This is a genomic window from Deltaproteobacteria bacterium, assembly GCA_016208165.1.
Taxonomy (GTDB): domain Bacteria; phylum Desulfobacterota; class Desulfarculia; order JACQYL01; family JACQYL01; genus JACQYL01.
On the sequence record JACQYL010000115.1, the window covers coordinates 1 to 23,168 of the forward strand.

Annotated in this window: 18 protein-coding genes and 1 riboswitch; of the genes, 12 read left to right on the forward strand and 6 right to left on the reverse strand. The window is 57.0% G+C overall.

Annotated elements, in window-relative coordinates; translation table 11 throughout:
• The 3 genes from mtnA to HY788_20210 form a co-directional block, all read left to right on the forward strand.
• On the forward strand, positions 1 to 900 hold a 900-nt coding region (gene mtnA, locus HY788_20200), incomplete at its 5' end, for an S-methyl-5-thioribose-1-phosphate isomerase (protein MBI4776465.1).
• A 182-nt stretch (positions 901 to 1,082) separates the two neighbouring features.
• Positions 1,083 to 2,141, forward strand: a complete 1,059-nt coding sequence (locus HY788_20205; protein MBI4776466.1) for an aminopeptidase — start codon at positions 1,083 to 1,085, stop codon at positions 2,139 to 2,141.
• A 392-nt stretch (positions 2,142 to 2,533) separates the two neighbouring features.
• A complete protein-coding gene (locus HY788_20210) occupies positions 2,534 to 3,208 on the forward strand; it encodes a histidine phosphatase family protein (GenBank protein ID MBI4776467.1) in 675 nt (224 codons plus the stop codon).
• A 182-nt stretch (positions 3,209 to 3,390) separates the two neighbouring features.
• On the opposite strand, the gene HY788_20215 is transcribed toward HY788_20210, so the two are convergent.
• On the reverse strand, positions 3,391 to 4,104 hold the full coding sequence (locus tag HY788_20215; protein MBI4776468.1) for an MTAP family purine nucleoside phosphorylase: 714 nt from the start codon (positions 4,102 to 4,104) through the stop codon (positions 3,391 to 3,393).
• Between the two features lie 162 nt (positions 4,105 to 4,266).
• Between HY788_20215 and HY788_20220 the strand changes: the two genes are divergently transcribed.
• Positions 4,267 to 4,887 (forward strand): cytochrome b N-terminal domain-containing protein, encoded by a 621-nt coding sequence (locus tag HY788_20220; protein ID MBI4776469.1) that lies wholly within the window; start codon positions 4,267 to 4,269, stop codon positions 4,885 to 4,887.
• Between the two features lie 8 nt (positions 4,888 to 4,895).
• Here the strand turns inward: HY788_20220 and HY788_20225 are convergent, their stop codons facing one another.
• The 5 genes from HY788_20225 to HY788_20245 all read right to left on the reverse strand — a co-directional run bounded on the left by HY788_20225 (position 4,896) and on the right by HY788_20245 (position 10,732).
• On the reverse strand, positions 4,896 to 6,101 hold the full coding sequence (locus HY788_20225) for a class I SAM-dependent methyltransferase (protein ID MBI4776470.1): 1,206 nt from the start codon (positions 6,099 to 6,101) through the stop codon (positions 4,896 to 4,898).
• 159 nt (positions 6,102 to 6,260) lie between these two features.
• Complete coding sequence (locus tag HY788_20230; protein ID MBI4776471.1) at positions 6,261 to 7,778, reverse strand: hypothetical protein; 1,518 nt, start codon at positions 7,776 to 7,778, stop codon at positions 6,261 to 6,263.
• A gap of 337 nt (positions 7,779 to 8,115) precedes the next feature.
• Positions 8,116 to 8,547, reverse strand: a complete 432-nt coding sequence (locus tag HY788_20235) for a hypothetical protein (GenBank protein MBI4776472.1) — start codon at positions 8,545 to 8,547, stop codon at positions 8,116 to 8,118.
• Positions 8,548 to 8,552: 5 nt separating this feature from the next.
• Complete coding sequence (locus tag HY788_20240) at positions 8,553 to 9,812, reverse strand: VCBS repeat-containing protein (GenBank protein ID MBI4776473.1); 1,260 nt, start codon at positions 9,810 to 9,812, stop codon at positions 8,553 to 8,555.
• A gap of 131 nt (positions 9,813 to 9,943) precedes the next feature.
• Positions 9,944 to 10,732, reverse strand: coding sequence for an ABC transporter permease (locus tag HY788_20245; protein MBI4776474.1), 789 nt, complete (start codon positions 10,730 to 10,732; stop codon positions 9,944 to 9,946).
• A 742-nt stretch (positions 10,733 to 11,474) separates the two neighbouring features.
• On the opposite strand from HY788_20245, the gene HY788_20250 reads away from it, so the two are divergent.
• The 8 genes from HY788_20250 to HY788_20285 all read left to right on the forward strand — a co-directional run bounded on the left by HY788_20250 (position 11,475) and on the right by HY788_20285 (position 22,638).
• A complete protein-coding gene (locus HY788_20250; GenBank protein ID MBI4776475.1) occupies positions 11,475 to 12,977 on the forward strand; it encodes a sensor histidine kinase in 1,503 nt (500 codons plus the stop codon).
• Positions 12,952 to 13,581, forward strand: a complete 630-nt coding sequence (locus HY788_20255; protein MBI4776476.1) for a response regulator transcription factor — start codon at positions 12,952 to 12,954, stop codon at positions 13,579 to 13,581. Before HY788_20250 ends, HY788_20255 begins: the two co-directional genes overlap by 26 nt.
• 787 nt (positions 13,582 to 14,368) lie before the next feature.
• Positions 14,369 to 14,449, forward strand: a riboswitch (cyclic di-GMP riboswitch).
• 216 nt (positions 14,450 to 14,665) lie between these two features.
• Complete coding sequence (locus tag HY788_20260) at positions 14,666 to 15,277, forward strand: hypothetical protein (GenBank protein MBI4776477.1); 612 nt, start codon at positions 14,666 to 14,668, stop codon at positions 15,275 to 15,277.
• On the forward strand, positions 15,166 to 18,444 hold the full coding sequence (locus tag HY788_20265; GenBank protein MBI4776478.1) for a hypothetical protein: 3,279 nt from the start codon (positions 15,166 to 15,168) through the stop codon (positions 18,442 to 18,444). Before HY788_20260 ends, HY788_20265 begins: the two co-directional genes overlap by 112 nt.
• 108 nt (positions 18,445 to 18,552) lie before the next feature.
• Positions 18,553 to 19,152 carry a hypothetical protein gene (locus HY788_20270; protein ID MBI4776479.1) on the forward strand — a complete coding sequence of 200 codons (600 nt, stop codon included), beginning with the start codon at positions 18,553 to 18,555 and terminating at the stop codon, positions 19,150 to 19,152.
• Between the two features lie 259 nt (positions 19,153 to 19,411).
• The gene (locus tag HY788_20275) at positions 19,412 to 20,467 is read left to right on the forward strand and encodes a SurA N-terminal domain-containing protein (GenBank protein MBI4776480.1); all 1,056 of its coding nucleotides are present in this window, start codon (positions 19,412 to 19,414) and stop codon (positions 20,465 to 20,467) included.
• A complete protein-coding gene (locus HY788_20280; protein ID MBI4776481.1) occupies positions 20,451 to 21,194 on the forward strand; it encodes a hypothetical protein in 744 nt (247 codons plus the stop codon). The genes HY788_20275 and HY788_20280 overlap by 17 nt, the downstream gene beginning before the upstream one ends.
• Positions 21,195 to 21,357: 163 nt before the next feature.
• Positions 21,358 to 22,638 (forward strand): CHRD domain-containing protein, encoded by a 1,281-nt coding sequence (locus HY788_20285; GenBank protein MBI4776482.1) that lies wholly within the window; start codon positions 21,358 to 21,360, stop codon positions 22,636 to 22,638.
• Positions 22,639 to 23,168: the final 530 nt, after the last annotated feature.

The window sequence follows — 23,168 nt, forward strand, 5'->3', positions numbered from 1 at the left end:
ATCGCCGCGGCCATGGGAGTGGCTTTAGGGGCGCTCAAGATCCGCGCCAAGACACATGATGCATTTTTTCGGGGACTGGATAGCATCTGTAAGGTGTTGAGAGCGAGCCGTCCAACCGCTGTGAACCTGTCCTGGGCCGTTGATCGTATGTTTGCCAAGGCCCTTAAACTCAAAGACCTGCCGTTGAATGAAATCCGAAAGGAGCTGGTGTCCGAAGCCTCCAATATGCTCGAGGAGGACATCCAAATCAACCGCCGAATCGGTCTCTCCGGCGCCGAAGTCATCCAACAAGGGGCGAATGTTTTGACCCACTGCAACGCCGGGGCATTGGCGACCGGAGGCTATGGAACCGCTTTGGGAGTAGTCCGCGCGGCTTTCGAGGCCGGTAGGCAGCTGTCCGTTTTTGCCGACGAAACTCGACCCTTTCTTCAGGGATCACGACTCACTGCCTGGGAACTCGATCAGGACAATATCCCCGTAACGGTGATTACGGACAGCATGGCCGGCACCTTGATGAAACAGGGGCGCATACAGGTTGTGATTGTGGGTGCGGATCGAATCGCCGCCAATGGTGACGTGGCCAACAAAGTAGGAACGTATCCCGTAGCTGTCCTGGCAAAGGTCAACGGCATACCATTTTATGTCGCCGCACCGCTCTCCACCATTGACCTCTCCTTGAGTACGGGAGATGAGATCCCGATCGAGGAAAGACCCGCCAAGGAGGTCGCTACCGTTTTTGGCAAACCCATTGTTCCCCTGGACGTACCCGTGCGAAATATCGCATTCGACGTGACACCTCATGAACTGATCACCGGCATCATCACCCAGTGCGGCATAGCAAAGGAACCTTTTGAAAAACACTTCAGAGAGATGTTCGCTCGATCCGGCGAATCGGCCTGACAAGGGACCCTTTTCATGGAGTCCGCGCCGGCCTGCCGATCATCGTTAGCGTGCGCCTTCATCCCGTAACCATGGACAGACCTTGGATTCGTCTCCGCCCCTTCATCAAATCCTGTCTTAGACCGCTGTGTCGGGTTTTGACTCCTATGCGCAGGGTCCGGCATGTTCCCCTCGTCGGAGTTTTGCTTATCTTCTCGGTCATCCCAGGGTGCAAGCCGGGGTATGTAATCGATGCCGGTTTAGGCCAGTGGCGCCTGTTAAACGGTTCGCGTCCCCTGGAAGAACTCAAGAAGGAAGGTGCGCTGACCAAGGAAGAGCTTTCGACGGCCGATCTCATTCTGGATATCAAACGATTTGGGGAGTCGGAACTCGGACTGAAGAAAACCGCCAATTACCAGGACATGTATGTAGGCGCTTCCCTGTCGCATATCTATGTTCTTGCAGCCTCGCCCAAAGATCGTCTTCAGCTCGAAACCTGGTGGTTCCCCATCATAGGCCGGATACCTTACCTGGGATTCTTTGATGAACAGGACGCCTTGGACGAGCAAGGGGAACTGGATGCGCAAGGGCTGGACACCTACTTGAGAACTTCCACTGCATACAGCACGCTGGGCTGGTTCCAAGATCCGATCGTGCCTGACATGATGAACCATCGACCGGCTCGAATCGCTGAAATTGTTCTGCACGAACTCACTCACACGACCATTTACGAGAAAGGGCAAACCGCCTTTAACGAGGGGCTCGCGGTTCTGGTAGGGGTCATCGGAGCCGAGATGTATTGTACGAGCCGATGGGGGGCGGGGGATCCGGAAACCGCGTTCGCCGCCGGCGCGGTCCACGACCAGAAGCTTTTCTCCGATTTCCTGGGACGGTTTCTGGATCGCCTTTCAAGCGGCTATCTGGAGGCGCGTTCCCCGGAAGACATTCTCGATATTCGCACGAGGATGTTTCAGCTGGGAAACGAAGAATTCAGGGCCCTTTCGTCCCAACTCAAGACAGACCGTTTCTCTTCCTTCTACCAGTGGAGCCTCAATAACGCGTACCTGTCCACCTTGGCCCTCTATTTCCGCTCCTATTCCGATTTTGAAGCTCTCTACCGGACGTGCGGCAACGACTTGAAAACCACCCTCGCCTTATGCAAAAGTTTAGGCTCATCCTGGACTGGAGAGGATCTTATGCAAAAGGTGAGAAAGCAGGTCGAGGATCGTTCGAGGTCGACCCTGCGGCCAGGCGCGCGATAACGAGGGATGTTGAACCATTACCAATCGACCGGGCTTATCGGTCGACACCCCCTTACCCGATCCCAGTCGACGCCGGAGGCCGGGGGAACATACGCCGCACGCGGAATCTTTTATGTCGATCCCTCCCTACGCGGAAAGCCGCGAGACGGGTGCAACCGGTAGGGACGTATTGCAATACGCCCCTACTTGGGTCAGCAAGCGTAGGGAACGTAACCCGACGTATGCCGGCGTGTTCGTTGGATTCCGTACCTCAGCCCAGCTTGCGCTCTCTCTGAGGGCGCACCGTGGCGAAACGTGCAGCTTATTTCCACATGTTCCAATGACTACGGTATAGAGGATCTCGACTAGTCTCGCTCAAACTCGGTTACATAGACATACGTAAGGACACACCCATGATTGCGAAGGATATTGGAAGGGATCGGGTTATTCCCGAACGAGTCAGGCGCCGGAAAACCCGTCTCTATCTCCTGCGGCACGGACAGGTCGTGGGGCATGAAGATTTTCGATTCAATGGATACACGGATGTCGAATTAACTCCCTTTGGAAAGAAGCAACTGGAATCGCTTTCAGAGACCATGCTCGAGCATCCCATCCACGAGATCTACTGCAGCGACTTGAAACGAACACGGATAGGTGCGGAGGCCTTTGCTCGGGGACGTGGAATCGAGCCCGTCCCCATGTCGGAGCTCCGAGAAATGAACCTGGGTGTACTTGAAGGGCTGACCTATCAAGAGGTCGCTGAAAGACATCCCGACCTTTTCCGTGAATGGCGGGAAGACATCGTCAACTACCGCCTTCCGGGCGGCGAGTGCTTTCGTGAAGCCGCGGCGCGGGTCCTTGAAGCGTTAAAGAAAATCCTGGAGGGAAAAGAAGGAAAAAACATTCTCATCGTGGCTCACGGCGGGTCAAATCGTATCGTTTTGAGTCACGCTTTAGAGATGGATTTGGGTTCCGCCTTTCGTCTCGAGCAGGATTTCGGCTGCATGAATATCATCGACTACTTCAACTCCTGGACGGTGGTCAAACTGGTAAACGCCAACCACATGGTTCAGGAAAGCGATCTATAACGGATCGGAGCGCCCCGCCGGCTGAAAACGAGGTCGAACGGGAGACATGCTTAAACCGGCAGCGCCAATTGGCGCCTTTGTACGCGCCGATAACCGCTCCTGCGATCCGGACGGGCGCGGGAATTCGCCGCCGGTTTTTTCTCGTTCGGGCGTTGTTCGGGCCCATTCTTACCAGGGTTGGATCACTCCATCGTCGTATGGTCGAGGAACTGCTCCAAAATCCTGGTTATAGTAGAGGCGTTTCTGCCCGCCCCTTCGCGGATCGCGGCTTCGGACACGACGACGTCGGCCACACCGTGCGCATAATTATCCACGGAGCATACGGAAGCGTAGGGAATCCCCATCTCGACGGCAATGGTCGCCTCACTTCCCATGGTCATACCCACGAGATCCGCAAATTGGGATAGCAAGCGAATCTCCGCTTTGGTCTCGAGCCGGGGCCCGGTGTTCTGCCAATAGGTGCCCCCCGCTACAATAGGAGCGCCGATCCGACGACCTGCTTGAAACAAAGCCGCCTGCAAACCCTGGTCAAGAAGTGGAGTAACGTGGCCGGGTCGATCCTGAAAAATTGAAGGAACGTTGAAAAGCGAGATGAAATCGTCCGGAATCACAATGGATCCGGGAACAAGTTCCGATTTCAGACTGCCGGTCGAGTGAACCCCCACCACTGCCTCCACTCCCAGGTTCCTTAACGCCGAAAAGTTCGCTGAATGATTGATCCTATGAGGCATGATATAGTTGGTTTCGTCCTTTCCGTGACGGGGAATAAATACCACTCGTTCGCCGCAAAACACGGAGGCGCTTCCAAACGGCGTCTCGACGATCTTTTCGGAGACATCTAGAAACCAATCCATACCAAAGAAAACCGTTCCGGCGATCAATCCCAATGACTTCATGCACGTCCTTTCTCTTTAAAAACGCCCGTGAAGGATCCCCCACGGGGGATGTGTAAACAGGTTGTGCGTATGCGCCTGCCGCGTCTGTTATTATTCCTATCTAATCGTTCCTTTCTCTGGTACCATCGGGCTGCGCCATGAGTTTGTCTCAAGGAGATGAGGATGCGCAAGAGCTTCTTCCGCCATCTACACCCTCAGCGGCTTTCCTCCCGGCGCGCTTCCTTCTTTAACACGTTCTGCCTGGGAGGAGCCGCCTTATTCTTTTTCGTAGTCCTGACGTTCACGGGTATTTTGCTCATGTTCGTTTTCCCTCCGCTCCCGGACCAAGCGGCCAACTCCATCACGGATCTCGATTCCGTGGTTCCTTTCGGGAGCCTGTTCCGCAGCCTCCACTACTGGTCCGGCCAAGCCATGCTGCTCTGCGTGCTGCTCCATATGACGCGTGTTTGCGTCACCGGCAGCTACCAACCGCCCAGACAGCTGAACTGGCTCGTCGGTCTGGGACTGCTTTGTCTTACGGTCGGGCTTGATTTCAGCGGTTATGTACTGCGATGGGACCTGCAGGGCCGGCTGGCCGCCGTGGTGGGAGTTAATCTCGTACGGGAGATACCGCTGGTGGGCGACGCGTTTGCCAATGGACTGCTGGGAGGCGACCCGGCGCAGCCTCAAGGATTCCTTCACTGGTACGTATGGCATTGTATTGTTCTGCCTCAGGGGGTAGCCATTCTCAGTCTCTACCATTTCTGGAAAATCCGGAAGGATGGGCAAATTGCCCCGATGTAGAGTTTCAGTCAAGCTTTTTGAGCTGTTACAATGAATTCCGATGCCAGGAGAGACGATTCCGGGGCGATTTCGTCGACAGCTTTTAACCTGCGGATGAATGCCTCTCCGATGGGAGGAATGGGAGGCTTTACATCATCGATCTGTTCGACCCTGTATCCGCTCTCCTCAAGAAGTTCCCTAACACTCCGCCGGGTGAAAAAACGAAGGTGGGTTCCCGAAAGAATGGTGAACGGTGCGTAATCCCAACGTCCTGCCATCAGGTCCATCAGGATGGACCAGTGTCCAACGTTGGGCACGCTGAGCAAGAGGCGGCCGCCCGGATTCAGCCAGGATCGGAAACGACTCAGGGCCTGAAAAGGTTCTACCAGATGCTCCACGACGTCTCCGCAAACCACGGCGTCGAAGTGTCCCTCGAATGTCCCATCCTCGATACTTTCCACATCCGCGTTCACAACCTGGTCCAGCAAGTCCTTAGCGGCATGCGCCAGTAATGGATCGCGCTCGATGCCGACCACCCTCGGGCATCCCCTTCTCTTCAGTTCCAGGCCAAACCGTCCCCGGGCGCATCCCACATCCAGCACGCATCGAGCCCCGGCCGGCACCCGATCGAGAAGGTCCGGCCGCGGCTGTTCGTACAGAGAGCCGTACCGATGCACATACGTATCCAGCGCCAACGCCAGCTTCTTCCCCGACTTCAGTACGGCGCCGGGGAGGTCTTCTATACCAGTGACGTTCTTTGCGAGCGCCCGGAAGTCAGTGGACCTCAGGAAACAGCAGAACGGCTCCAATGCATCGACTAGGAGCCATCGCAACGGGGCCTCCCTGCGTATCTGTGTTACCGCCAGATCCAACAAGTGAGGGGTCTGATATGGAAAGGGCGGCGCTATGCTCTGCGCGGCCGACGCCGATGTGTTGCTCACCACTCCCACAAGACCGACGGACGGTTCCATATCTAATAGTTCAAGAGGAGTCTTCGTCCACTCGGGACCTACAAACATCTCCGGATGCGCCAAAAAGGCAAGGTTGGGCGTGGCTTGGCTGTGAAGGACCTTCAAGCATGAGCCTGCACAATCCGTCGAGACCAACTCCACGCGGGCCCACGGCGCATGCAGACGTATGCGTCTCAAGGAAAGACGCCGAGCAAGGGGCGACTCGACGCCCAGAGGCTTGGAGCCGTCATCAAAAACGAATACGGTCAGTTTGGGTTCTGTCAAAGGAAACCTCTTGGGCGGGCGGTGCACGTCGCAGAGGGAATACAGACGATCGAGCCCGTTGGTACTCGGGTTCCGGAGGCAAGAAAGCCTCCCCGGAGGGAGGCTTTCTATTTGTTTTATGTTACCCTAGCTGTGTGGGCGATTGTCGCCAACTGCCGACTAAAGCAGGAACCAGAGCGGAATGCCGGCATTGTCCAGGACTTCGAGGCTCGCCGGGCTTCCAAGGATGCACTTGCGGAGGAGCGGGAAGATGGCTCCCCAGCTCTCTTGCGCGGTTCCCAGACCTTCGTTGGTGGTCCAGCCGAGGATCTGCAGCGCGTTTCCGAAGGGCGACGTGTTCTCACTGCCTTCAGCCGAGCAGCTCACATTGCCGGGCAGGAAGTTGGCGATGAAGTTTCCAGCGCAGGAATACAACGCCGCGTCCGTACCCGTTACGCTTCTCCAGTAGCTCAGCATGCGCTGCTTGGCGCCCGGATTCTCGATCTGGCGGGTATGGAAGTAAATGAATCCCGCGAGGACATCGGCCACAACCTCATCCAACCGATGGATGTTCAGCTCGTCCGGCACCAACAACGGGAAGGAATGGCAGCCTTCGTCTTCGTCACAGACGACCAGCACCACGCTTCGACCCGTGGAATTGGTATCCATCCAGAGCACCAGCTTGTTGTTGAAGTTGCTGATGGCGCCGCCCGACGGATTGCGGAAGAAACGACCGAACAACATCATGCCGCCGCGATCCTCATCCACAAACGCCTCGCCGCCGTCATAGGGCAGCTCGTCGCAGGAAGGATTGCGGGCCAGCCACGTATCGTCGCTCGTTACAGCCTTGCCCGTGGTGAGCAATGAAACGTTCAGGCACGCGGTAGCGTCAAAACGTTCATACACTTTTCCAAAGGGGAAATCGAAATCGCCCGTCTGGAAGGGTTCATCCAGGCTGCACTGCCACAGAACGGAGAAGTAGGGGCCAACCGGGAGGATCACAGGGGCGCCGGGCACGTACACGGCGTTGACCCACCACCACGGCCGGTTCCAGAAGTCCGCGGAGAACGAGTACATGAATGCCATTTCGATGCTGCCTGCCCACAGTTCCGCTGCCTCGACGGACACCATTGCATAACCGTCCGTGCGGCCGTCCAACAAATCCACCACGTATACCCATCCACCCAGGATGTTGTAGTACGCGTGTGGGTAATTCAGCTGATTGGGTTTGGAGCTTCCTACCGCAGTGGTGACCACGGTCGCCGTCCAGTAACCACGATAACGCTGGACTTGGACGCCGTCGATCGTCACGGTTTCGGTAATGGCCGTTTTTTGCGCGGAAGCAAAGCCGTCACCGATGGTGTTTTCGATGATGTCACGGATGCTGGCGTCGGCCCAAACATCCCACGGGGTCAGGATCAGGTTCTTGTCCCACACATGGTTGCTGTTCACGTCCCAGATGATCAGGTGCACGCGATAAGGGCTGCCGCCTCCACCCAAGTTCGTGGTGGACATGTTCACGATGACGGGCAGCACGTTGTCCGTGCCGTTTGCGTCAAGGTCAAACCAGCCCATAACCATGGCGCCCGTGGTGGGATCGGGATCTCCGAATGCGCCCGCTTTAGCTATGCTCGAAACCCCTAACGTGAGAGCGGCTACAAGAGCAATCGCGAGCAGCATATTGTTAACTTTCTTCATGTTTCCCTCCTAAAATAACCGATTTTTCTGTACTTCGTGAGATAGACTCTAATTCGAACGGCTCTTTCTCCTTCCTCAAAACTCTAACCCGATCGAGTCACCTCCTTTCTCCGTTGTGCTAAACCAAAAATCATATTTTGTTGTCGAATCGATTATAATACTTCATCTGTCAGGCGCTGCTTGACACAAAAAAACATCGCTCCCAACTGAGAATTCTATTCGAAAAGCACCAAAAGTCAAGCCTAAAATACGATCGGGGACTCCGTCCGTTCAGCGGTGTCCTTTCCTTCGATCCGTGACTTGAATTACCCGAGAATCCCATCACGAAGTTCAGTATTTAGTGCTTCATCTCCGGCCGAGCATCGTGATACCAGCGTCCGTTCTTAAACACCCAGGGATCGCTCACCTTTTGCTTGATACTACCCCGAGCAGGATATTTAAACTGGAGTTTCAGCATAACTTCCACTTTTCCTATGCCCGTGGCTTCCTCGAACATTGGGTTGCTTACGGACATCAACTCCAAAGGAAGCTTTCCGGACGACGACGCCAACCGCGTCGAATACTCCGCGAAGGGCTCCTCGGCCTGATGCGCCTCGAACGAATACGCCTTCGCCCAATCTCCTTTCGAACGGGCTTCCCAGTATTCCTTCGCGGACTGGACCAGCGTATCCCCGCTGGGTTTCACGAACGCGCCCGCGCACGCCGTAACAAACACGCACGCCACAAACACCAACAGCCATGACCGTCTATTTATTGGATTCTTTCTCATGATTCCTACTTCCATTCGATAAGGTGTGCGTTAATGCCCCCGCCCTCGTCGTCATCCATGGACAGCGCCGCCGCGGCAATGAGTTTCTTGTCGCCCATGGATTTGGCCGAAACTCCATATCCGTGAGCCGGCCGGCCGGGCTCGATGCGAGCCGCCGATTCCGTCCAACCCGCCTCCTTACTCTGCAGAAACATTCTCAAGGCACCGCCATAAAACTCCAAAGCCAGAATATCCTTCAACGCGTCACCGTTCAGATCCGCACAGACGATCGAACCGAATCTCGGAGTCACGGGCAGCCCGCGCGCGTCTCTGACCCACTCGGCGCCCCGAAGGTAAAACACTCGAATCCCCGTGGGTTCAGGGAGCGTCGAATTTATTTTCATCATGCCCACCACTAGGTCGTCGGCCCCGTCACCGTCTATATCCGCCAGCTCCACTGCATCGTATACCGTATCGTCCGGCAGCCCCGCCCCCGGATCTCCCTCGTATTGAAAATCACCTTTGCCGATCCACACGAGATCTTTCCTACCGCCGTTCCGGTTGGCCACCGCGATGTCACGGATTCCGTCGCCATTCACATCTCCGACCGCAATATTATCACCGAAAACACCAACCGATTCCAGTATCCAGTGCGCTTTGAAAGCGCCGGCGCCGTCACCTTCCAACACCATAAGGCCCTTACCCAGAGCCGTATTGCCGGCGGACGTGAATTCTCCCACGGAGACAATGTCCAAATGTCCATCGTTGTTCATATCCGCCACTAAAACAGACCGGGTCGGAAATTCCTTCATCGTGGGGACGCCCTCCGTAACCCGGACCCAGGACCATTGATCCTCACGCAACAGCAGGCACATGGGCAGGTAGTGCATGGCCAGCACCATGTCTTGAAGGCCATCCTCGTTGAAGTCTCCCACCCCAACGGAGCCATAGCCAAAGGCGGCCTCGGGAAACTTCATTCGATCGGATACATTCTCCCAACCGCCCGTACCGTTGCCCAGAAAGATCCGTGGCGTATTCTCGGTTTCGCCGGCTTTGCGAGGCGGCGTGGTAACGAGGTCCAAGATACCGTCATTGTTCATATCGACGATGCATACATTGTTGCGATAGCGACCCTCTACGGGCAGTCCCTCTGAATAGGGAGTCACCACAAGATGGTCCTCGCCGACCTTCGTTACCTTCATTTCCCGGGTTGACGGGACACATCCCAAAACTGCCAGAATCAAGACCGCCAAACCACTCATTCCAATCCGAGCCAAAGATGCCATTGAGCGAAACTCCTCTTCAAGTTATCAAAGTTTGAATACCTATCAGCCCAAGTCCTGCCAGTCAAGCTCATACAAAGCATGTACAACCATTCAAGAACACGCTCACTGCGCTTGGTTTAACGAGGAAACCGCTAAACGGCATCCGCAAACTCGGGCTTGAGTTTCTGAAACACGTGGTTACCGCCGATGAAGACAACCACTCCCAGCACGCACACGTAGATCGTTCCCCATCCCAATCCGATGCGGCCCTCGAAAACGACGTCGCGATACATGCCTACCAAATGGGTCCACGGGTTCACATCCAACAAAAAACGAACCCCTTCGGGCACCACGTCGACCGAATAAATGATAGGGGTCAGAAAGAACCACACCGTCAGAAGGGCGGCCACCATTTGGGCCGTATCACGAATGAACACGTTCAGCGCGGCAAGGATCCACCCCAACCCCATGGTCAGTAAAATCTGCAGAATCAAGGGAACACAGACCAACAGCAACCGATATACCCCGGTCACCGGCACCTTGCCGAAGGCCAGCAGATAAACAAAAAACAGGCTGAAGCCGAGCAATTGCAAAAACAGCGCCGAAAGAACGGAGGCGGGAATCAGAACCTCCACCGGAAACATCATCCGTTTGACGAGATTAGGGTTCCCCACCACCACGTTCACGCTGTGGAGTATGCCTTCCTGAAAGGCGATCCAAGCCCACAGCCCGCAAAACAGGAACTCCGCGAAATTCTGTTTCACACCCGGACCGAGCCGCACTTTCAGAATGAACACGAAAACGGTGCTGTACACCACCAGTAGGATGGCCGGATGCACCAGTCCCCAGAACAGACCGGCGTACGAACCCACAAATCGCGACGATATGTCCCTTCGTATCAAGTTGTACAGGAGAAATCTGTTTCGAATCAGAGCCTGCATCTCGGGTTCACTTGTTCCGGTGTCAAGGATTCCCCGGCATCATGACCTAAGAATGTCGGTCCGGGTATTTGAGACGTCAAAAGTGTCTGTTCCACAGGCGGTTGTCAAGCCATTTCACGCCATTGCGGAAAGCGATCCCTGCTTCTTTTACTTCAGCTTATTCAGGGAAAAGAACGTGAGTCACAGATCGTCAACTCCCGCCAGCGCCTGGGGGAATCCGGCATCCATTGATTTCAATAACTCTTTTCGGATACCGGATCCCACTGCGCTCGTCCGGAACGGGCTTTCTGAAATTGCAACACCGTCTTTAAGTCGGAATCGAAATGAAGGCCGCTCCTCGCCGATCCCGAGGTTTGGGAGCCGCACCCAAAGTCCGACCGGACAGACCCTTAAATACACTACGTTGCCTCCAAAAACGGGCAATTCACCCGATGGCCTATTCGAAACTGTTTGGCCACTACTTATTTAGTTCATTTCTGTTTCTGTAACTTTAAAGTTCTATCCGTTATTAGTTGTATTTGTTATGATCTTGGAACCCCTTACCTCGAGAGCGCCATCCCGCCGTCGGGATCGACAACCGATCGGGGAGCGTGGAATAGATTCGTCCGAACAGTCCATTCTCGTGGACGGAATATAGATTCATATTCACCAAGGGACGGCCCCTCGGCATGGTCACGGCCGGCGACAGGGGAAGGGATAACCCGACGAGTCCATGGGCCGCAGCGCGTCTTTCGGAGGAGAAATGAAAGGACGGGACCGAAGCACGAAAGAAGGCCGGTTTTGGGCGCGTCACTACACGATCCCGACGGTGGTCCTCATATGCGGTATCGCGGCGCTGGCTATGCTCTTATGGATCGGCCGGATCAGCCACCGACACAGGACCAATTTCCTCCACGTGGATGCGGTCATGGATATGCAGATAAGGATGACGATTTTTCATCTGCGGCTCGAGGAGGGCATTACCGACCCCGCCAAAGAGAATTGGCCGAACACTCTGAACCAGCTCGACGATGCACTGCAGTTATCCCGGGCGCTGCTTCACGGCGGGCATTCGGAACACGGCGCGCATCTCCCTCCCTTGGAAGACCCTCGCTTTCGCCAACAGGCGGAGGCCATCGCGGCCGGCCTGATGCGAATCCGGGATATCGTCCTCCAACGCTACGAGCACCCGGAGCTCGGGTGGACCGGCTCACCGGTCGAAAGGGAATTCAACGCCGTGTTTGATGACTTCTTAAGCAAGGCCCGCGCCTTGGAGGTTCTCGCCGAGACAAGCCTGGACAATAAAATCGTCGAGACGAGGCAGGTTCTGTTTATCCTTGTCCTTACCTGGACTGCCACCGTGCTGGCTTTGAGCGCGGGAATTTACAATCGGGAGTTACGTCGAGAGGGAGCCGAACGAGGCCTTGAGAGGGCCTATGGAGAGATGGAGCAGAAGGTGGAGAACCGCACCTCCGAGCTTTCCAGCGCCAACCGGCAGTTGCTGGAAGAAATAGCCGAGCGCAGGCACACGCAGCAGGAACTCGAGAGATCCCGGCAGGAACTTCGCAGGCTGACGGAGCATTTGCAGGCCGCGCGGGAGGAAGAACGAACCTGGGTGGCTCGGGAGATCCACGATCAATTGGGCCAAACCCTGACGAGCCTGTGCATGGAGCTGGCCTGGATCGAGAGGAAACTCTCCAAGAAGGGCGTGCTGTCCGATCCGGCTTTGATCGACACGATCCATTCCATGTCGAGCACCATCGATGGCGCCATCGGTTTGATTCGCGAGATATCGAGCGAGCTGAGACCTGGGGTGTTGGACAGGATCGGGCTCATGGCAGCCATGGAGTGGCAGGCGGAACGATTCAGCGAAAAGGCCGGGATCGAATGCCGGCTTACCCTTCCTCCCGGGGAATTCCAATTGGATGCCGGTCGATCCACGGCTTTGTTTCGTATTTTTCAGGAGATTCTGACCAATGTAGCCCGGCATGCACGCGCCACGGAGGTGCGCATAAGCCTTGCAAACGATTCCGGGAGGCTGGTGCTGGAGGTAAATGACAACGGGAGGGGAATCTTGGGCTCGGACATCTCCGATTCGAGGGCCTTTGGGATCCTGGGGATGAGGGAGCGGACAGCAGCCTTGGGGGGCGATTTTCACATCGAAGGGGCGCCCGGAAAGGGGACAAGGGTGGTCGTAAGAATACCGTTGGATTCCGGATCCGGGTCAGGGGAGAAGAGCGATGCTGAAGGTGTTTTTGGCGGATGACCACTCCGTGGTCCGGGAAGGTTTGAAAAGGATCCTCACGGATGAGTTCAAGATGGTCGCCTACGGCGAAGCCGAAAATGGTGCAGAGGTCATGGAACTCGTGCGAAAGCAGTATTGGGATTTCTTGATCCTGGACATCACTATGCCGGGCAGAAGCGGTTTTGACTTACTGCCCGACCTGCGAGAGGAACGGCCCGACCTACCCGTCCTCGTGCTGAGCATGCATTCCGAAGACCAGTTTGCGCTGCGCGTTCTCAAAGCGGGCGCCTCGGGTTATATCACGAAAGGCAAGGCTCCGAGAGAGGTCCTGTCCGCCGTGAAAAGGATCCTGGAAGGAGGAAAGTACGTTTCGCCATCTTTTGCCCAGAGAATGGTTGTGGACCTGGCTACCGGCGGAGAACAGCCGCAGCATGGCAATTTGTCCCAACGCGAGTTCCAGGTGTTGCGTATGATCGCCTCCGGGGACACCCTGACCGAGATCGCCGGAACGTTATCCTTGAGCGTCAAGTCGATCAGCACGTACCGGGCAAGGCTCCTCGACAAATTGGAGCTGCGCTCGAACGCCGAACTGACCGAATACGCTCTCGAACACGGAATTGTTTGAACGAAGACCACCGATGGGGCGAAAGATTTTTCGCCCCTACAGGGATTGTTCCTTGAATACCTTCCCCCCTACAGGGTCTTGTCAACGTGGATGGTCCCACAAAAACCACGCAAAGACGTCATCCCGGCGAAAGCCTGGGTCCGGAACTTGTTGAAAATACTGGATTCTTACTTTCGACGGAATGACGTGACCTGGTAGTTTTTGACTACTACGAACTCATCTACGTTTACTTCCGGGTGGCGTGAACAACTCGTTGTCCGCGACGGGCGCAACCACAGGGGGTTGCCCCCTACGTTGTTCTCGCCTGCGACGGTTCCAAGGCGCGCCGGATGAAACCCTCCGGCGCGTGGGCTGGGTTGAGAAGCGAAACCCAACAAATCTGATAAGTTGGGCTACGCTCGCTGCGTTCGCTAACCCAAACCACTCCACTTGACCCCTTTTCGCCTGTCCGTCGATCCCGGACAACAAGTCGTCTGGGCCCACCCTTCATCCCTCCGGGCGAAACTTCCTGACAGGCCGTTATCCTACAGTGTAGGAAAACCGAACCCCTCCCGTCGTCCTTGTTCCTACACAAAAGTACATTACCAAGCTCATAGGATGTCTTCCCGCTAACTGTTATTTTGTATACATGTCCTCCGTTTGGCTTGACGAGCTCCACTTCGTTGAACACGAGCAATTGGAGAAGGCGTCCCACCAACGGAGAGGCGGGACATCGAAGCAACCTCAAAAGCGTTTACGCATCCGTTGCCGGGCCGACGACCGAAACCGACGACGGATGCTCATAGGACCTAGAAAAAGCCAAACCCGTCGCGAGACGGGGACGGAAAGCCACGGGCCTCTATATACCAGAGACAGCCGGGTTGCCTTAAGGGGCATCCCGGTCTTTTTTTGCATGGCGTCCGCGGAAAGCGCGGGCCATGAGGATCTGGATGGGAATTCTTTACGCCTGGGCGCCGTGTCTTCCGTTTCGGTGTCCATGAAAACGATGAGAAAAGGAGGTGAGAATCGAAGGTAACTAGGCGGTCGAAACGAAATAAAACACAAAGCAAAGACCTCGAGGATCCAAAAGAAGGAGAAGATCACCATGAAGAAAAGGAAAGGCTTCGTTCAGCCTGGAAAACATCATGCCCTGATGGGCTTCCTCACAGGGGCCCTGTGCATGACCTTGGCGCTGCTGTTTTCGGGGACAGCCGTGCTGGCGGCGCCGGGGGACACTCTACAAACCCCGGAAACGCCAATGGAACTGCCGATCGAAGTCGAGATCGAGTTGAGTCCGGCGGGCTCCCTTAAACAGGCGGCCTTGTGGAAGGAGTTGTTCCAGCTCCTGGAGAACCCGTACGCGCCGATCACGCGCCGTCCGGGCTTCGGCGTTCCCATGCCTCCTCTCAACGTCTACCCTCTGGACTACAATTTCCTTACCGGCCAGCCGATGCGCCTGCGCACCTCCGACGGGGAAGTCAGTTGGGACCAACCGGGCCCGCTGTTCGATCCCGATGAGGTAGTTGCGATCGACGCTTTCAACACTCCAACTGAGTTGCGGAGCGGTCGGCAGCGGAAGTCCTGGGCAAGGCCCTGTTTTGGGACATGCAGGTGGGCAGCGACGGCGTCCAGGCTTGCGGCACGTGCCACTTCCACGCCGGAGCGGACAACCGTACCAGGAATCAGCTCAACCCCAACCACTTGGGAGGAGATCTGACGTTGCAGGTCCGGGGACCCAACGAGGACGTGACGGTCACCGACTTTCCTTTCCATAAGCTGGTGGACCCCGAGATGCCCGGTGAGCCGCTTGTAAACCCCGGCAACGTGGCCAGCGACGCCAACGACATCATGTCCTCGATGGGCGTGAGATTCCGGGAATTCGTAGACATCCCGACACCCGGTCCCGGAGCTTTCGGCCCCGCCTTCATGGGGGTCGCGCCCTTGCTTCCGGATATTGGAAATGACGTGCCCGATCCGATCCCCGACGCTTTCGTGGATCCGTTGACAGGACTGAACCTGAGAAGGGTCGAGCCCCGCAACACGCCCACGTTTCACGGAGCGGCCTTTAACTTCGACAACTTCTGGGATGGACGGGCCCGCTTTCTTTTCAACGGCGGCAGCGTGTTCGGGGCCTCGGATCCCCAGGCCCACATCTTGCTCAACCAGGCCGGCGCCCTCGTGGGCGCTACCAACGGTCATATCCGGCCTGATCTCATTGTGGAAGATCCCGAGGCGGCCGCACAGCCGGTAAGAACGAAGTTCTCCAGCCTGGCGTCCCAGGCGGTCGGGCCGCCGCTGAGCAATTTCGAGATGAGCTTTGACGGCCGCAACTGGGCCAAAATCGGAAAGAAGTTCCTCCAGGCCGGTGTAGTGCCCCTGGCCAACCAGCTGGTGGATCCGAGCGACAGTGTGCTGGGACCCTATTCCAACCAAAACACGACTCCCGGTATGCCGGGTCTTAACATTACGTATCCCGAGCTCATCGAGATGGCCTTTAATTCCGAACTATGGTCAAATGCATCCCAGCATCTCGATGGCGTCTCCGTGCCTCTGAATCTACAACCGCCGGCCGGGGATCCTTTCGACGGCTATATCCTCAACATCGCCGCCGGTCCCGCGTCTGCGACCGATACGAACCAGTTCACCCAGAAGGAGGCCAACTTCAGCCTGTTCTTCGGGTTGGCGGTGCAGACCTATGAGGAGTTGACGATTCCCGACGACACGCCGGCGGACCGGTTTTTCGACGCGAATCCGAACGCCGGCCATGGTGTCGGAGAGCCGGGCGACCAGGCAGTTCTATTCCCGACGCTCGTGCCCGACCTGGTTGACGACGGGGTGCTGAACAACTCGGCTGCAGCGCCGACAGTCGGCGTTCTGACTCTGATACCGGACGATCCGTCCACGCCGGAATACGACGGATTCGGCCCCGATGAACTGTTCGGGTTCGACATCTTCGCGGGCGGCAACCTGACGGCTGCGCTGCCGGCGGGCTCCGCAAGAAACCCGATCCATACGATCACCACGGAAGGTGGACAAACACTTCAAATTGCCGTTGGATCCAATCCCTTCACCCGGAGCGCGAAGTGCATGCTCTGCCACCTCGGCCCCGAGCAGACCGACCACAGTATCAATATCGCCCATGGTCTGCTGAAGAACAACCCGGAATTCGAGTATCCAACGCCGCCGATCGCTACCGACCCCTCCGTTCCCTCCGTCTTCATTGACGGCCTCCTGCCGGCTCCGGAACCTTCAGGCTCGTCCATGACCGTTCCGGGTCTGATTCTGGCGGAGGAAGTAGGAGAGGGAGCGGCTCAGGATGCGGTAGAGGTGGAACCGCGTAATTTCGCAACGTTTGATGATCCCGCCACCCCATGGGATGACAGCGTCGTGGCCCAGCCGGGCAACTTCGCCTTCGGCGACCAGGGCGTTTACAACATCGGGCTCCGGCCCATCGCCGAGGACATCGGCCGCGGCGGAGATGACCCCTTCGGCTGGCCCCTCTCACTGGCGGCCCTGACCCTGAAGAACATCGGCGGTCAGGATTTCGAACCTTGCGACGGTCCGCTGGACGATTGTATCATGGACAACTTCGATCCCGCGGATATTGGCGCGGAGGCGGGATTGCCCGGACAGCAAGGCTTCGAGGAGACAGGAGACGGCGCCTTCTATCCGGGTACGACGTACACCCTTCAGTTCGTCAACCCCGGCTTCGAAAGGGATCCGATCGACCCACAGATGCCGGAATACATGGTTCCCTGGCTGCACAGCCTGCCCGCCGGAGAGCTGCACCCGCAGATCGACGAGATGGCGGGTATGGTCCCCAATACACTCTCCCCGCCCAACGGCGGTCCCGGGATCGAGTTTCCCGAGATCCTGTTCGGGGCCGACCTGCATTGCGCTTTCTACGATCCCGCCCAATTCGGCTCCGGTCCGCCCAACTTCGGATGGGGATCTCCGCTGCAGGACGGATCGGGCGAACCCAGCGTGTGTCCGCAGACCCAGTCCGGGGTTGCGGGTAACTTCTCATTCCCGTCCCAAGGCACCTGGCCGGTTCCCAACCGCGTGATCAGGGACGGCGCGTTCAAGGCGCCCCCTTTGCGCAACGTGGAGATGACCGGTCCCTACTTTCACACGGGCAGTTACCTGACCTTGCGACAGGTGGTGGACTTCTACATGCGGGGCGGCGATTTCCCGATCACCAACGCGGACAATCGGGACCCGAATATCAACGAACTCGACGAGCAGTCGTTCTCCTTCGGACGAACCACGGGGGCCGACCTCTTGGCGCCCATCAACCACGTCTTCAGCGTAGACCCGCCATTCACGTTGATTGGCACCTTTGCGGATGGTCTTCCGGACACGGTGTTCCTGTATGACGCCATGCCGGACACCGACCATGCGTACACACCTGAGTACGCAACACCGGAGGATGCGAAGGTCTCTTTGGTGAAGTTCCTCCTGGCCCTCACCGATCCGCGGGTCAAGTACGAGCGGGCGCCCTTCGACCGGCCCGAGATCTTCGTGCCCGTGGACGGCACGGCCCCGGATAACCTCTTAGGCCGGACGGGTCTCGTTGCGGATGCCGCACTGTTCATGCAGGTCCCGGCGGTGGGTGAAGCCGGGAACGCCTCTCCCGTGGCGAACTTCCTGGGAATCGCGAGCACCCCGGGTCCGGGTCCGGACCATTTCGATTCGGTCACGGAGTTTGTCCTGACAGCCGACCTCAACGGGGACTGCGTAGTCAACCAGGCCGATTTCCTCCTCTTCAGGCAGGACTACGGCCAGATGGGAGTGGGCCTGGCCGGCGACCTCAATGGGGACAACCTGGTCAACCAGGCGGATTTCCTCATCTTCAGGGCCAACTACGGTACGTCATGTCCATAAGGTACACGAAAGACACAAACGTTCGTTCATAATCCATCCTTCCCAGTTCCGCCCCTTTCAAGGCGGGCTGGGAAGGGCCAAAACCGAAGACACATGGAGGAGGGTAAAATGAAGCTCGCAAGAATTCCCGCGCTCCTGGTTTTCATGGGCATGTTGATTTTCCTGCCCAACGCCCAGGCGGCCTTTTTGTCGGTTTCGCCCGTCGGCTCGTTTGATGCAGTAGCCGCGGGTGCGACCTCGATCACGTACGATGTTTTCTTCAATGTCGAAGGGGGTGAGAGTTTCACCTTTGGTTCATGGGATTTCGTCATGCAGTACGATACCGCCGAGCTGGACAACTGGGCGACGTCTTATCTGTTGGCTGGAACCATATCGGAGGTTACTCTTGGTTCGCTCAATAACTTGTTCTTTTCCCTGACACCGGCCACGGATGTGACTTTTGGCTCCGCCGGCGCTTACCTGTTGACATCCCTTACGTTCGACATCCTCGCTCCCGTACAGTTTTTTGACGGAATCGCCGATTTTTCGGTGCTTTCACAGATCGGCGACCTGTTTACGGGATTTACCACTGCACAAGGCGACTTTTATCAGTACGACGGTGCGGCCGGGGCTGATGTGGGTACGGTCCCCATACCGGGCGCCGTCTGGCTGCTGGGGTCGGGAATACTCGGGCTTTTGGGCCTGAACCGCGGACGACGAAGCCGATAGGAATGAGCACTTTACTTCAAAATTATCCGCGTCTTGAGGTGGAACAGTAAAAACCTTTGCATAAAGAATCAGCCGGGCGCCTCCTAAAAAATGGGGCTCGGCTGTATTCTTTTGAATTCAAAGTCAGGACTTCTGACGCAGAGAACTCCAAAAGCGCAGAGATTGAAAATCCGACAGGGAGTAACACGGATTTGATCATCATCTCGATTAAAGGACTAACCGGAACAGAAGAAAGCAACTGGGAAGGATGGAGATCATCATGATTCGGCAGATGCGTTCGAACGTGAGTCGCGGGGGCCCAATGCGGGGTTGGCGCCTCCGGCGTCGGATATGGATCGTTGTGATGGCTTGCGCCCTCGCCGTGCCGGGTTTATTGGGTGCAGAGGGCCCAGACCCGGAGGTCGTATGCCGAGTGAACGGTGACCCGGTGACCCGGAACGAGTTGCAGCGCATGTTGGACGACGCGCTCGCGCGGCGCCGGCTTCAACAGGAGATCGACGTAGGAGAGCCGGGCAGCAAGGAAATAGAACGTCCGGCGCTACAAAAACTGGTTCATCGCCGCCTGCTGCTTCAGGAAGCCGACCGGCGGAACCTTACGGTCACCGAAAAGGAACTGGAGCACGCCCTTAAAATTCTGAGAAGCCGCTTCCAGGATCTCAGAGGCTTTGGGGAGTGGATGAAGGAACGGGGCTTAGATGACCAGTCCCTCTTTGACATGGTACGCGCCCAAGTGTTGATGGCCAAAGTATGGGCCGCGCTGGTGGAGGATGTGCGCGTACCCGAAGAGCGCATTGAGGCGTACTATGAAGCCCACAAGACAAACCTGACGATCGGTGAGGAAGTCCGGCTGCGGATTATCGCCGTCGAGTCCAATGCCGCGGCCGAAGAGATCCTGGCGGCCCTGCGCAAGGGCGCGAGTTTTGGCCGACTGGCTCGGACGAAGTCTCTGGGAATGCTCGCGGCGCAGGGCGGTGACACCGGTTGGGTCGATGCCCGAACCCTTCCGCAGCCCTTGCACGAAACGGTCGGCCTGCTGAAGGCCGGTGACGTAGGGGGACCCATGGAGAAGTCCGCCGATGAGTTCCTCGTTGTTGGATTACAGGGGCGGAGGCCGTTGCTAGCCAAGAGCCTGATCGAGGCGCGGTCCGAAATTGAACGACGCCTCCTGCCTGAAAAGCAGCAGGAAGCCATCGAGGCATGGCTTATCGAGCAGGAAAAGAAGTCGAACATCGAGGTGCTCCTCCCATCTGAACGAGTCATGCAGGGGGAGGGAATGGGCGGAAAAGGAGAGAAAGCACATGCGGAAAAAGAATAAACCGATTGAAGCGTTGACAAGCGTTTGTTTGATCCTGTTGCTCCCTGTTGCTTTATGGTCCATGGACGGCTGCGCACGGGCCGTCCCTACAAGGACGCCTGAAAAGATCGATATGGCTGAGGCGCAGGACGCTCCGGCGCTCGAGAGCCGGGAGGAAAAGGTGAGCTATGCCCTGGGCATGGTTCTCGGAAACCAGTTCCGGAACCAGTCCATCGAGGTGGACCCGAACCTCTATGTCCGGGGACTCAAGGACGGTCTTGGGGACGGCAAGACGCTCATGACCGAAGAAGAAGCCCGAGCCGCCGTAAACACGCTGCAAAGTGAGCTGAAAAGGAAGCGGATCGCACCGCCGGACGCCGCCGCCATCACCGACGTCAAGGTCTCCTTCAAATTGGATCCGCGGCTTACCCGGGGCCAATACATGGGAGACCGCTGGTTGTCGCCGCCCACCTTTACCAGCACGCTTCAGGCGGGGACGAAGATTACCGTGGAAGCCCGAGCCCACGGTCTTGACGCTCTTGGAAGGGGGATTCTCATAGACTCCGAATGGATCCCTTCGGATCCCGAGATGGTGAGTATATCCCCCGGCCAGGGCAAGACGGTGAAGCTCACCGTGAAGCGGGCCGGAGAGAGCCGTCTGAAAGTGGTTTCGAATGAGATTACAAAGGAATTGACCATCAAGGCGATAGCCAAAGGCGACGCCATGCAAGTGGAGATATCTCAATAGAGGTCTGAAGATCAGAATTCGAAAGGGTTCTGACGGGACAAACTTGAAGCAATAGCGCTTGGTGGCCGAAACCTTCTCTTTTGGAAAAGCACACCTTCTGTGGCCCCGGCCAACCGGCATGGAAATGTTCCGTCCCCTTCGGACAAAGCGCGAGGAGACAACCATGATACGCAACTCCCTTATTACCCGTTCAAGTACTCTTACGGCCTTGATAGTGCTCCTTGTGGGAGTCCTGATCCCGCACCCCCGGAATGCACACTCAGCCTCTCTGGCCGAGATCCGGGTCGCTTTCAAACTGGACCCGCGACTCACCGGCGGCGTGTACTTGGGAGAGCGGTGGGTCTCGCCCGACACCTTTACCGGTTACCAGGTAGGGACCGAATTCACCGTGGATGTCCGAGCCGGAGGTATAGACGATCAGGGAGGTGTTGTGGACATAAACCCGGAATGGATTGCCGAGGACCCCGACATGGCGACCGTGTCTCCGGTTCAGGGCAAGCAGGTCACCGTCACCGTGCGCCGGGCCGGAATGAGCCGCCTGACAGTGGCTTCCCCGGAGGTTTCGAAGGAGTTGTTCGTCGAGGCGACGTACATCGACACGGTCATCAAGGTGGAGATCTCTCAAACCATGCCGGTGGAGGTGGAATTCATACCGTATCCGCCCTCACCCGAGCCCGTGCTCGATGCATCGCCGGGCGGCGCGAGGCCCGTTGGGGTGGGACCGGCAGCCCAAGGAGGCGATACCATCGACATCCGTATTGCCCTTGATTCGTTTCCAGACCCTGTGGATATCTTTTTCGGAGTCTACGCTCCCGTTTCCCTGGGTTCGCAGGAAATATTGCTGCTGAGGCAGGACGATACCTTCCAATCGATGTCGGCGGGCCTCGTCCCTTGGAGGACCAATGTGTCCGGGCCGATCGATGAGTCCCTTTTCGGGGATATTGCCGTGTCCGATCTTCCCCCGGGAATGTATCACCTTTTGCTTCTTGTGGCGCCGGCAGCCGGTTCCGCTCTTCAGAAGGCTTATCTCTGGCAAACGGCCGTGGGAGCGGGAACGGCTGTGACAATCGAAACGCCGCTTTCGGGCGCACAGGTAGTGGACCCGGTTGAATCTGCCGGAAGAGGTGCGGGCCTCCTGACCGTGGTTCTCGAAACCAGAGAACTGGCTTCGACCCAGTCGTTCATGGATCTCACCAGTGACGTGACCGGCTCCCACATACACATGGGAGCAGCCGGAGCCAACGGGCCGGTGATCGTCGGATTCACGGGATCGGCCGGCTTAGGCATAGCGGCCTGGGCCGCCCCGATGGGCGCCGTTTTGACGCCCCAACAACTGGATGCCCTGATGAACGACGAATTGTACTTCCAGGCCCACACCCGGCAATACCCATTCGGCGAGATCAGAGGCCAGATACTGTATCCACCCGGCGCACCTCTCCTCTAACCTCGGCCGAACTCGCTCACCCGTGATTTGAGGGACGTCCGGGGGACGAGCCCGGGTGGGGATCGCACGTTCAAGGACCCTCGAGCGGCCAAGCGCTCTCTGAAAACGTTAGAATAAAGATCCGTAGATGATCGTCGCAGGGTGCACCGATCGGATTGAACGGTGCAATACGGACAAAGAATACCGATTTTGTGCTGCGACATTTCCTAATATAAAATCAGGTTTCTCCTGATGGAGTTTTGGCTAATTTCAGTTTAGAGTTAACAAAGAGACTTGGAAATAAAACGATCTGCAAACAAAGAAATTCTGAAAGAAAGCATCGGGTTTCCGCCTATCGCAAAGGAGTTCGCCAGGCCTGAAATTGTTCTCCGGAGAAAGACGGCTTCGCAGGAACGCGAACGCGATTTAATTCCGAACTGAAATTCTTGCCAAGGCCATCAAATCGTCAGCGCAGCAAATGGGCGCGGGGCGCTCTTCCTCTGGATAACGCCCGCCTCGCTGCTGTTTGATTCGAAGGGACGGGTATCCGC

Bases quoted from the DNA above. Each gene is read 5' to 3' on its own strand.
- HY788_20215 (MBI4776468.1), bottom strand. From the start codon at position 4,104: ATGAAGTCATTGGGATTGATCGCCGGAACGGTTTTCTTTGGTATGGAT.
- HY788_20285 (MBI4776482.1), top strand. From the start codon at position 21,358: ATGATACGCAACTCCCTTATTACCCGTTCAAGTACTCTTACGGCCTTG.
- HY788_20220 (MBI4776469.1), top strand. From the start codon at position 4,267: ATGCGCAAGAGCTTCTTCCGCCATCTACACCCTCAGCGGCTTTCCTCC.
- HY788_20250 (MBI4776475.1), top strand. From the start codon at position 11,475: ATGAAAGGACGGGACCGAAGCACGAAAGAAGGCCGGTTTTGGGCGCGT.
- HY788_20210 (MBI4776467.1), top strand. From the start codon at position 2,534: ATGATTGCGAAGGATATTGGAAGGGATCGGGTTATTCCCGAACGAGTC.
- HY788_20235 (MBI4776472.1), bottom strand. From the start codon at position 8,547: ATGAGAAAGAATCCAATAAATAGACGGTCATGGCTGTTGGTGTTTGTG.
- HY788_20270 (MBI4776479.1), top strand. From the start codon at position 18,553: ATGAAGCTCGCAAGAATTCCCGCGCTCCTGGTTTTCATGGGCATGTTG.
- HY788_20230 (MBI4776471.1), bottom strand. From the start codon at position 7,778: ATGAAGAAAGTTAACAATATGCTGCTCGCGATTGCTCTTGTAGCCGCT.
- HY788_20255 (MBI4776476.1), top strand. From the start codon at position 12,952: ATGCTGAAGGTGTTTTTGGCGGATGACCACTCCGTGGTCCGGGAAGGT.
- HY788_20275 (MBI4776480.1), top strand. From the start codon at position 19,412: ATGATTCGGCAGATGCGTTCGAACGTGAGTCGCGGGGGCCCAATGCGG.
- HY788_20240 (MBI4776473.1), bottom strand. From the start codon at position 9,812: ATGGCATCTTTGGCTCGGATTGGAATGAGTGGTTTGGCGGTCTTGATT.
- HY788_20260 (MBI4776477.1), top strand. From the start codon at position 14,666: ATGAAGAAAAGGAAAGGCTTCGTTCAGCCTGGAAAACATCATGCCCTG.
- HY788_20245 (MBI4776474.1), bottom strand. From the start codon at position 10,732: ATGCAGGCTCTGATTCGAAACAGATTTCTCCTGTACAACTTGATACGA.
- HY788_20280 (MBI4776481.1), top strand. From the start codon at position 20,451: ATGCGGAAAAAGAATAAACCGATTGAAGCGTTGACAAGCGTTTGTTTG.
- HY788_20265 (MBI4776478.1), top strand. From the start codon at position 15,166: ATGCAGGTGGGCAGCGACGGCGTCCAGGCTTGCGGCACGTGCCACTTC.